This window comes from Lentibacillus songyuanensis, assembly GCF_039548255.1.
In the GTDB taxonomy this organism is placed as follows: Bacteria; Bacillota; Bacilli; order Bacillales; family Amphibacillaceae; genus Lentibacillus_C; species Lentibacillus_C songyuanensis.
This window is the reverse complement of record NZ_JBCLVH010000023.1, coordinates 21,637-33,216: the sequence shown is the minus strand read 5'-3', so window position 1 is coordinate 33,216 and position 11,580 is coordinate 21,637. Positions and strand designations below refer to the sequence as shown.

General features: G+C 40.5%; 10 protein-coding genes. All 10 read right to left on the bottom strand.

All coding sequences use genetic code 11. The features are described from left to right. On the bottom strand, positions 1 to 453 hold a 453-nt coding region (locus tag WMZ97_RS17730; protein WP_449826331.1), incomplete at its 3' end, for an HflX-like GTP-binding protein. A 75-nt stretch (positions 454 to 528) separates the two neighbouring features. Next, complete coding sequence (locus WMZ97_RS17725; RefSeq protein ID WP_343273428.1) at positions 529 to 1,437, bottom strand: AAA family ATPase; 909 nt, start codon at positions 1,435 to 1,437, stop codon at positions 529 to 531. Positions 1,438 to 1,973: 536 nt separating this feature from the next. Next, entirely contained in the window at positions 1,974 to 2,198 is a 225-nt protein-coding gene (gene hfq, locus WMZ97_RS17720; protein WP_343273427.1) for an RNA chaperone Hfq, read from the bottom strand. 41 nt (positions 2,199 to 2,239) lie between these two features. Next, positions 2,240 to 3,172, bottom strand: a complete 933-nt coding sequence (miaA, locus tag WMZ97_RS17715; protein ID WP_343273426.1) for a tRNA (adenosine(37)-N6)-dimethylallyltransferase MiaA — start codon at positions 3,170 to 3,172, stop codon at positions 2,240 to 2,242. 284 nt (positions 3,173 to 3,456) lie between these two features. After that, positions 3,457 to 3,906, bottom strand: a complete 450-nt coding sequence (locus WMZ97_RS17710) for a Dps family protein (RefSeq protein WP_343273425.1) — start codon at positions 3,904 to 3,906, stop codon at positions 3,457 to 3,459. Between the two features lie 71 nt (positions 3,907 to 3,977). Beyond that, positions 3,978 to 5,849: a DNA mismatch repair endonuclease MutL gene (gene mutL, locus WMZ97_RS17705; RefSeq protein ID WP_343273424.1), complete on the bottom strand. Its 1,872-nt coding sequence runs from the start codon at positions 5,847 to 5,849 to the stop codon at positions 3,978 to 3,980. 63 nt (positions 5,850 to 5,912) lie between these two features. Further along, positions 5,913 to 8,489: a DNA mismatch repair protein MutS gene (gene mutS / locus WMZ97_RS17700; protein ID WP_343273423.1), complete on the bottom strand. Its 2,577-nt coding sequence runs from the start codon at positions 8,487 to 8,489 to the stop codon at positions 5,913 to 5,915. A 327-nt stretch (positions 8,490 to 8,816) separates the two neighbouring features. Further along, complete coding sequence (locus tag WMZ97_RS17695; protein ID WP_343273422.1) at positions 8,817 to 9,395, bottom strand: outer spore coat protein CotE; 579 nt, start codon at positions 9,393 to 9,395, stop codon at positions 8,817 to 8,819. 185 nt (positions 9,396 to 9,580) lie between these two features. Continuing rightward, entirely contained in the window at positions 9,581 to 10,009 is a 429-nt protein-coding gene (locus WMZ97_RS17690) for a RicAFT regulatory complex protein RicA family protein (RefSeq protein WP_343273421.1), read from the bottom strand. Position 10,010: 1 nt separating this feature from the next. Further along, positions 10,011 to 11,579, bottom strand: a complete 1,569-nt coding sequence (gene miaB, locus WMZ97_RS17685) for a tRNA (N6-isopentenyl adenosine(37)-C2)-methylthiotransferase MiaB (RefSeq protein ID WP_343273420.1) — start codon at positions 11,577 to 11,579, stop codon at positions 10,011 to 10,013. Between the last annotated feature and the right edge of the window lies 1 nt (position 11,580).

Here is an 11,580-nt window from a genome sequence, read left to right as displayed (position 1 = left end):
GCCACGCGTTCCAATGCCAGCCCCTAATCTGGACATTGCTATTCCCTGGCCATGAAGCCTAGGTAACATATATTCCAGTTGTGCTAATTCTACCTGAAGCTTTCCTTCTTTTGTATGAGCACGCTGCGCAAAAATATCTAATATCAGTTGACTGCGATCAATCACTCTTACTCCAAAATGTTTACCCAGATTTCGGAGTTGCCCTGCCGAAAGCTCATCATTCGCGATCACTAAATCTATGGCAGATTCGGTTAGCTGTGCCGCAATTTCTTCCATTTTCCCTTCGCCAATATAATGGGCGGAGTGGATACGATGGCGATTTTGAGTAAACACCTCAACCACCGTACCTCCCGCTGTTTTGCTTAGGGAAATTAGTTCATCAAGTGAAGATTGAAAACGTGCATTTGTCTGTTCTGGTTTTTTTACTGCTATGATAAAAATTTGTTCTGACATCTTACTCCGCCTCTTTCTCGTTCGCATGCATCTATCATAGCAAAGAAAAAAGTGCGATACAATTTAAATCAGATTCTAATCATCATAAAACTGTAAATCACTTCCACTCAGGAAAATTAGGTCATCTGCAGCATACCGCCTGCCACAAAGCACCCGTACAGCATGCCTTCGTATTGCCTGCTCAATCACATTTCGAACATATCGTGCATTTGCAAAATTCCGCTCTCCTTCTCGCGTTTTTCGATAAAGATGCTCCTGCAGCTTCCGATATGCTTCCTGTGATAATCGATACTCCCGAAGTGACACCATCTGCTTGGCGATATCTATTAATTGGTCTACATCATAATCCTGAAAATCTAAGATAAACGGAAAACGCGATTTCAATCCTGGATTGAGCATTAAAAACCGTTCCATTTCATATGGATATCCGGCTAGAATCAATACAAAATCATTCTGGTTATCTTCCATATGCTTGACAAGTGTATCTATCGCTTCTTTGCCAAAGTCTTTTTCCCCTCCACGGGCTAACGAATAAGCTTCATCAATAAATAACATTCCGCCAATTGATTTTTGAATAATCGATCTGGTTTTTTGCGCAGTTTGCCCAATATACTCCCCGACTAAATCGGCTCGTTCCGCTTCAATAAACTGTCCTTTTGACAACAATCCCATTTCAAAATACATTTTTGCCAGCTTTCTGGCCACCGTTGTTTTACCTGTTCCCGGATTCCCTTTAAAAAGCATATGAAGTACTTGCTTACTAGCAGAAAGACCAATTTCCTTTCGTTTTTCATTTATCACGATTGTTGCATATATTTCTTTGATTGTTTTTTTTAGACGTTCCATTCCAATAAAGGATGAGAATTCCTGATCAATATGTGCAAATGGGCTATTATCCATCGCTTCATCCAGCTGTTTTGCCTTTTTATCGTGAAAGACAATATTGATTTGCCCATTTTTATTGCGTACCATTTGCGTCTCCACTTCATCACCCCTTCGTCACGATAGTATACGCACGAGCAAAAAAAGGTGTGACAAAAGCCCAGAACAGAAGTCAGAAATCAAGAACAGCGTTTCAAGAAAAATATAGGCTAGAATATAACGAAAACTTTCAAGACTAAAGACGAACGGGGTTTGGCAAGTTACTTTTTCAACAGGTAAATCTTGCACGCAGTTGATGGAAAATGCGACGTAGTGAATATTAATTAATAACACTCGTTCTATTGGAAGAGGGGTACTAATGCCTCCGTCCGGGTGAGAGGAGGGTGGAGTATTCTGACGGAGCGAATGTAAGCACCAATCTTCCATTATAGAACGGGAGAAGTGCCCTCAAAGAAATTATCACTGTGTCGCAGTTTATGCAAATTATCAACAACAAAGCTTTATTATACTTCATTGCTAAAACATTACTTCTTATAAAAGAAGAGAAATCCAAACGAATACAAATTCCAATTAAAGGAACTTGAATCATCATTCGGATTTCTCTTTGAAAAAACACGTTGTCCCAAGCTCTACTACGATTATTCTTTATCTAGGTTTACGTTTTTAACTGGTGCGAATGTAGAAATCGCATGTTTGAAAATCAACTGTTGCTTACCGTCTGTTTCAAATAAAACAGTAAAGTTATCAAAAGCTTTAACGACTCCTCTAAGTTGAAATCCGTTTGTTAAAAACACGGTAACCGAAATATGTTCTTTTCTCAGCTGATTTAAGTAATTATCCTGAATATTTACGGATTGCGCCATTTCACTTTTCCTCCTCTTTCTATCTGTATATATTCTTATTTCTATGTTTCTTCCATGATTCCTGCTAAGTCGCCCAAAATAGTTTGAAATTTTTGATCAATATTATCAGGCTGAATGCGATACCAATGCACATTCATTTTATTTTTGAACCATGTATACTGCCGCTTGGCAAACCGTCTGGAATTGCGTTTAACATGTTCGATAGCGACCTCCAGACTTTGTTCCCCTTTTAAATATGGGATAAACTCTTTGTAGCCGATACCTCGCATCGATTGTTCATTTTCCAATCCTCGATTAAATAAGTCAGTCACCTCATCCAGCAAACCTGTTTGCATCATCTGATCAACCCGTTTATTAATACGATCGTACAGTTGCTTTCGCTCCATTTCCAACCCGACAAAAATCGGATTGTACGGCGAAACACCTTGCTTCTTTCTATTTTCGGTCATCGTTGTACCGGTTGTTTCATAGATTTCGATTGCACGAATTAACCGGCGATGATTATTCGGATGGATTTTTTTAGCTTGTTCCGGATCAACTTTTTGTAAAAATTGATACAGCTGATCCGGACCATCACGATGAATGATCGCTTCCAGCTCTTCGGTACGATTCTTATTGCGCCTTTGCTCAGAAAAGTGATAATTACATAAGGCAGCTTGAATGTAAAGCCCGCTGCCGCCTGCCAAAATGGGCAGATGCCCAAATTCTGCAATCTGCGCAATATAATATTGGACATAATCGCGGTAGTCCGCAACTGAGAAAGGCTCATCCGGTTGTTTAATATCAATCATATAATGGGGGATTCCTTGCATTTCCGGCTTGGTAATCTTGGCAGTGCCAATATCCAAACCCTGATAAACTTGCATCGAATCTCCACTGATGATGTTTCCTTGAAACGCTTTGGCAATTTCAATACTGAGTTGTGTCTTGCCAACTGCTGTAGGACCAACAACTGCAATAACGTTTTGTTTCATGCTTATTCCCCTGTATCTGCTTTTTTCTATGCATTGATGGACTGCTATATGTAATACCCCCACATTCAAGCGTGAGTAACTCAAACAAAAAGCTGGGGGAAACAGCCCGTCAATACCGGTTTCTGTTCGGACCTGCAAGAAGCAGATCACAAAGGTATACAACAGGACATTATGTAACCTTTGTTTCTTATCAGCGACGGGGGCGAAAAGCTAGATTAGGAAAAGCCAGTCCTTATGTCTGCACCTATACTCGAACGTCCTGTAGCCAGATCCCCACTGACACTTTATTCATATGCTTCGTAAGCCTTTAACATCCAAACATATTTTTCTAATGTTGCTTGTAAACCAATGAGAAGATCATTCGTCGGCTCGTCCTTCATTTCTGCTGAAAGGGACAACCCATCTTCCTGTATTTCCCGTATGATCTGTTCATAATCATGCGTAAGCTGTGTGATCATTTCATTTTCTTTATCATCAGCCGTTGCTTCCTCTAAAGTGGCTTCTTTTAAATACTTACTCATAGTTGCTAACGGTTTCCCATCAATCATTAAAACACGCTCGGCGATTTCATCAAGATCATTAGCCATGGTTTTATACATTTCCTCAAATTGCGCGTGCAGCTGAAAAAAGTGTCTTCCTTGCACAAACCAATGATACCGATGTAATTTTACATACATCAAAAAATAGTTGGACAGAAGTTGATTTAAAAAGTTAATTAAGCGTTGATTCTCCATCAAACACACCTCACATGTAAGCCATAAGTCTTTCTGCCTAGCTTTGACATGTGGTGCAACATTTATACCTGTCACATCACCCGCTTAAACATTTTCTCCAGTTCGTACGTTGAAAAATGAACAATAATCGGTCGTCCATGCGGACAGGTAAATGGATCAGTTGTCGCTCGTAAATCCTCCAACAACCGAAACATATCATCCTGATTCAAATAATGATTCGCCTTAATGGATCGTTTACACGACATAAGAATAGCCGCATCCTCCCTGATCGCTTCAATATTAATTCGCTCTTCTTCCATAATTTGGGCAATCATTTCCCGAATTACTTCTTCTTCAAATCCTTGTGGAAACCACGTCGGATAGGAACGAACGATGAATGTCTGATCACCGAATGATTCCAAAAACAACCCGACTCGTTCCAGCTCATCCCGATAGGTTTCAATAAAAATGGCTTCCTGCTTGGAAAAATCAAAAGTTAGTGGAATTAATAACTCCTGTAACTCATTGGTTGTTTTCCCCAGCTTCTGCTTGAAAAATTCATATTTAATCCGTTCTTGGGCTGCGTGCTGATCAATCATATATAATCCATTCTCATTTTGCGCCATAATATATGCTCCTTGCAATTGACCGATCGGATACATGGTCGGTACGCGGTCCGTTCCAACAGTTACGGGTTCTTGATCAGTCGGGACCGCTTCTGTATAATTTTCGACAAAAGCGCTTGTTTCTATATGCCCTGTCGCTTCAATAGCAGGTGCATTGTTTTCACTGATTTCACTATTTTGATCAAATGTGTCCGCAAACACTTCCGGACGTTCCTTGAGATACGGATCCTTCGTCCAATCGGAATTTATTTGATGATCCGATGACTGTGAAACTTGCGGCACATCATCAAACGTGATGGTATGCTGAACAGATTCTGGCTGTTTCTCCTTTTTATGCTCTAATTCAGGGATTAACGTGATTTCCCGAAATTTCGCCCGAATGGTTTCCTCAATCGCGGCAAACAGTTCTTTATCTTTACTAAAACGGACCTCCAATTTTGCTGGGTGCACATTCACATCCACTAAAATTGGATCCATGGTAATATTTAAAATAACAATCGGCTGCCTGCCAATCGGGAGCAACGTATGATAGCCGTTGATAACCGCTTTTGACAGCGGAATACTTTTAATATACCGTCCGTTAATAATCGTAGATATATAGGATCGTGACGCACGGGTAATTTCCGGTTTGGCAATGTAGCCTTCCACCTGAAAATCAAGTGTCTCATGCTTAATGGGAAGCATTTTTTTCGCCACACTCATACCATATACCTGGGCAATCACCTGTAAAAGTTCACCATTACCGGTTGTTTTAAATAACTGTTTTCCATTGTGTGTCGCCTCAAAACGAATGGAAGGATGCGACAGTGCTAATCGGTTCAGCAAATCGGTAATGTGTCCAAGCTCCGTATGAATCGTCTTCATGTATTTTAACCGTGCCGGTGTATTGAAGAATAAATCCTCCACAACAATCTTAGAACCTTTGCGGGCATCACTTTTTTCCTTATGCGTTTCTTTTCCACCTTCAAGCTTGAGCAAGGTACCGGCGCCTTTACCCTCGGATGTCTTCACTGTTAAACGGCTGACTGCTGCAATACTGGCTAAGGCTTCCCCACGGAAACCAAGCGTCTTCACATGGAATAAATCCGTTTCATTCTTGATCTTACTCGTGGCATGACGCAAGAACGCTCGTTCACAATCAGCTTCATCCATCCCGTTGCCGTTATCGGTAATTTTAATTTGCTGTAATCCCGCTTCAAGAATATCGATTTTAATCCAGGTACTATTGGCATCAATACTGTTCTCAATCAATTCCTTTACCACCGAGGCCGGTCGTTCGACTACTTCTCCGGCAGCTATTTTGTTGGCTAGTGTATCCGGCATTTGTACGATGCTCAAAAAATCACTCCTTTCAAAACATGGCACCCAACATACTTCTGCAAAATGATATAGTACTTGTTTCTATTTTACCTGCTTCTGCAACCGGTATAATGCATTCATCGCATCAAGTGGAGTCATATCGAATAAATCGAGTTTTATTAACTCCTGTTCCACACTTGATCCTAATTTCTCTTTGTATTTCCCGGTTACCTTGCTATTATCTTCTTCAACAAAAAATGATAATTGTTTCGGATCAGAGGTTTCCGAGATTTGTATTGGCTGATCGTTATTCTCCAAATCATGTAATATCGAACGCGCTCTTGTTATTAACGTTTCCGGCAGTTCGGCAAGCTTGGCCACCTGAATACCATAGCTTTTGTCAGCAGCACCTGCTTGGATTTGATGGAGAAATACAACATTACCTTCGTATTCTTCTGCCCGCACATGAATATTCTTCAATTTAGTTAATGAATCAGCGAGTGCTGTCAACTCATGATAATGAGTGGAAAAGAGTGTTTTCGCATGGATGTTATCGTGTATATATTCAACAATTGCCTGTGCCAATGCCATTCCATCATACGTACTTGTCCCGCGCCCAATTTCATCAAGCAGAATTAAACTATTTTCAGTCGCATTACTAATGGCATGGTTTGCTTCCAGCATTTCCACCATAAATGTGCTTTGTCCGGAAACCAAATCATCTGCAGCACCAATTCGGGTAAAGATTTGATCAAAAATAAGTAATTCAGCTTCATCACAGGGAACAAAGCAGCCAATTTGACCCATAATTACCGTCAATGCTAATTGTCGCATATACGTACTTTTTCCGGACATGTTTGGTCCCGTGATAAGCAGCATCTCTGTTTGCTGGTCAAGGGTGATGTCATTTGGTACGAACGAGCCATCTTTCATCACCTGCTCAATCACTGGGTGACGACCATTTGTAATGGAAAGTGTCTTCTCACCAAATTGGGGCCGCTTATAATTATTTGCCTCACTTACCGTGGCAAAGGCCTGTAATACATCAATCTTACTTACGACTTCAGCTATTTTTTGCAGAACCGGTATTTGTTCCTTTAATTGTTCCCGGATCTCCATAAATAACTGATACTCGAGTTCTACACTTTTTTCTTCCGCTTCCATAATCAGCGATTCTTTTTCTTTTAATTCTGGGGTAACATAACGCTCTGCATTTGTTAAGGTTTGCTTGCGTTCATATCTGCCTTCAGGTAACAAATGCAGATTGGCTTTAGTTACCTCAATATAGTAACCGAACACCCGATTATACCCAATTTTCAATGATTTGATGTTTGTTTCTTTTTTCTCTTTTTGTTCTAATGCTGCAATCCATTGTTTCCCATTGCGGGAGGCATCCCGATAAGTATCCAAAGTATCATGGTAACCATCCTTAATAATCGATCCTTCTTTAATCGACACCGGCGGATCATCCACTAAACTTTGCTCCAGCATATCCACGATTTGTTTTGGCCACTCAATCGCATCACCTAATGCTCTAATTTGCTCCTCTGGAAACTGGTTTAGTGTGGCCTTTAATTCTGGAATGTTAGCAAGGGACTGTTTTAATTGCATTAGATCACGAGCATTCACATTACCAAAGGCGATTCGGCCAGCTAAACGTTCCAGATCATAGACAGATTTCAATTGTTCTCTCAGGGTATCACGCTCCATGAATCCCTGATAAAACCCATCCACAATCGATAAACGTCCCTCAATGAGCTGGCGGTTCATTAACGGGCGCTCCAGCCATTTTTTTAACAGGCGTGATCCCATTGCAGTCACCGTTCGATCAAGTACCCACAACAAGCTGCCATGTTTTGTTTTCTTCATGATTGTCTCCGTAAGCTCTAGGTTACGTTTAGAATACATATCCAATGTTAAATAATCCTTCAACTCTATTCGCCTTGCTGGCTGCAGATGATCAAGCGAACGCTTTTGTGTATGCTGAATATAATTCAACAATCTGCTAAACGCCTGCATTAATCGCTCGTCATTCAACGCCTCACATAAATGTCGATATTCGCCATTAAATGTTACTTCATCTTGAAAGGATAATGTTACGTTTAGTTTCGCCTGCAATTCCTGCTGCCAATTCACTGGCAGATCAGACGAAACGACCATCTCTTTAATGGGCTGGTTATACAATTCATGAACTACTGCATCCCATCCATGAGGCACCATCGCCACCCGGTTTTCACCGGTTGACAAATCATTGTAAGCAACCACAAACGTACCATCGGGAAAATGAGAAAGACTAGCAATATAGTTGTTTTCCCCTTCACTTAGCATAGTAGATTCCATCACGGTTCCCGGCGTTATTAATTGAACAACTTCTCGTTTCACAACTCCTTTTGCAATTTTTGGGTCCTCTACCTGTTCACAAATGGCAACCTTATAGCCTTTATCAATTAAATTCTTTATGTAATTTTCAGCTGAATGATAGGGAACGCCACACATCGGAATCGGGTCTTTTTGCCCGGCGTCCCGTTTGGTAAGTGTTATCTCCAATTCATGAGCGGCCTTAATGGCATCATCAAAAAACATTTCATAAAAATCGCCTAAACGAAAAAATAAAAAAGCATCGGTATACTCCTGTTTTATTTGCAAATATTGCTCCATCATTGGTGTGTATTTTGCCATGATAAAAATCCTCCAAAAACCTTATATATTGTTACATTATAGCATACATTGTAAAATGGGAGCGAATAACTTATGATGCCTCCTATAAGGTGAAATCTCATTCATTGGGATGCTTTTCTCCGCTGATAATCAGGAACGAAGGCTATGTTTTTAGGCGTCTGCAACGCCTTTGTAGTCTGCACCGTGCAGGCCCAAACAGAATCGGACCTACCACGCAGTTGACTCCCATTTATTTTTACGATCACCTTAAACTCTTGAAATAGAAGTCTACTGACCAGTAAAAATGGGGAAAAAAACTTACGAGAGAATTTCTCCCTCGTAAGTTCGTTAATCCTTACTGCTACTACTACTCTCATTTAAAAATTCTGGGTTTACGTTCGTCAGTTCATCATCGGTTATTTCGAAATCCCAATCATTGTCGTCATCGTCAATGTCACAGCCTTTTGGATCGACTCGAACACATACTTTGGTATCACCGATTATTTGTACAATAAACTCTCGCTCGATTTCTACCACAATTTTATGACCCTGATTAGCAATCTTGCATTCCAGGCAATTTGGCTGTTGCACAACTTTGCAAATGACATCATAATCATCCGTCAAACAATTATCATCTTTAATGGATAGCGGGATATAATCGCAATATGTTACCCGCTCCGTAACGACTTCGGTCTTGGTATTATCGTTGTAGGAATACCAGATATTAATGTCGTAGCTGCCATTCACTTCTACAGTGTCTTCCGATTTCTTCTTCGCATTATACAAATGGTTGATTACCCAGCAACCAAGAATACTTGACGGTCTATGTGATGGAGTGACAGAATGGGTTGCTTGCGTGAACTTGCGCCCTTTACCACAAATGGCTCTGGTAATGATCTCTCTATACTCTTGTTCAAGAAAACTCATAATAACGTTTACCTCCTCTTTTTTCATAGTCATTTTATGCAAGACAAATACCTAAAGTGCATAGCTGCATATTGCCCAGCAAAAGTATCATGCAATAGCCTACGAAAAAAAGAGAAAAACGTTACAAAACACAAAAACAGTCCACCGCCACTTTAACACTTTAGTGTGGTGGGGGACTGTCCCTTTTAATGGCCGCAAGTGGAACTGTTTCGAACCTTTGACCCTGTTTCACCGGATAACAGGTCGCCGCCAGTGGATTCAATGACGTTATTAGTTACCTCACGCGCAATGGTACCAGTAACCAGCTGTAATACATCATTCACAACAATTTGTGTTTCCTTAAACTCTTGAACAACAGGAATCCCATCAACTTCATTCTGCAAACGATCGATTTCAGCCTCAACTTTTTTTAATGCTTCTTTTTTTTCATAGGCCTGGAAATTAACGGCTTGTTTTTGCAATGATTTTATCCGGGAGATTAACTGTTGTACTTTTTTATTCTCATTTATCTTTGCTTCCACTTGTTTAAACCGATCAATTTCATCTGTTTTTGCAAGCATACTAGCTAGTTTCTTCGCCTCGTCCAATACTTGTGTACGTGTATATTCCGCCATATCAATTCACTCCAACCGTATTTTCTACCATTACGCCATTTAATGACCATGTTTTTGCTTCGGTAATTTTCACATCAACAATTTTTCCTATTGCTGATTTTGGTCCTTTGAAATTAACCAATTTATTTCTTTCCGTGTATCCGGCCAATACATCCGAATCCTTTTTACTTTCACCTTCAACAAGCACCTTTACCACTTTATCCTGGTACTGTTTCATCGACGCAGCTGACTGTTTATTAACTAACTCATTTAAACGGTATAAACGCTGCTTTTTGACTTCTTCAGGTACATCATCTTGTTTACGCGCTGCAGGGGTACCCTCCCTTGGTGAATAGATAAAGGTATATGCCGCCTCAAAACCAACTTCTTCCATCAGGGTCATCGTTTCTTCAAATTGCTCATCTGTTTCATTTGGAAAGCCAACAATGATATCGGTTGTTAATGTCGCATTTGGCATTGCTTTACGAATTTTACGGACTAACTCGAGATAATCTTCCCGGGTATATTTCCGATTCATTTTTTTCAAGATTTCACTGCTTCCAGATTGAACTGGCAGATGAATATGATCAAGCAAATTTCCACCCTTCGCCAGCACTTCGATTAATCGGTCATCAAAATCTCGTGGATGGGATGTTGTAAAACGTACTCTGGGTACATCAATTTTATGAATATCATCCATCAAATCGCCAAGACCGTATGTTATGTCTTCAAAATCCTTTCCGTACGCATTTACATTTTGCCCAAGTAGTGTCACTTCCTGATAGCCCTGTGCTACCAAATGACGTACCTCCTGTATAATATCCTCCGGTCTGCGGCTCCGTTCTTTCCCGCGTGTCATTGGAACGATGCAATAAGTACAAAACTTATCGCAGCCGTACATGATATTTACCCAAGCCTTAATCTTGCCTTTTCGTACTTTGGGCAGATTTTCAATAATGTCGCCTTCCTTGGACCATACTTCCACTACTTTTTCTTTACCAAACATAGCCTCTTTTACCAAATGTGGAAGTCGATGGATATTATGGGTACCAAAGATAAGATCCACTTGCGGATGTTTTTTCATGATACGATTAACGACCGATTCTTCCTGTGACATGCAGCCGCATACCCCAAGAATTAAATCCGGTTTCTCCAGTTTCAGTGGCTTTAGGTGGCCGATTTCACCAAATACCTTATTTTCTGCATTTTCGCGAATGGCACACGTGTTCAACAATATAATATCTGCTTCATTCGTGTCTGCAGTCGATTCGTAGCCCATATCCGTTAAGATACCCGCCATCACCTCTGTATCGTGCTCATTCATTTGGCAGCCATATGTACGGATCAAAAATTTCTTGCCTTCCCCGATATTCTCCATATCTTCCGGGATGGTAAAATCATAATGCACGGTTACTTTATCACGTCCGCGCTTCCTTGCTTTATTCAAGTTTGGCGGTTCATATGTCGTTTCAAAATACTTGGCGAAATCAGCACTTGTTTTTTCACTAAGCGGCTTATCCTGACCGGATTTTCTGTCCGCGGTATCCACCTGCTTGATTTGCGATTGTTCCTTCCGCTGCTGTTCGTTCATA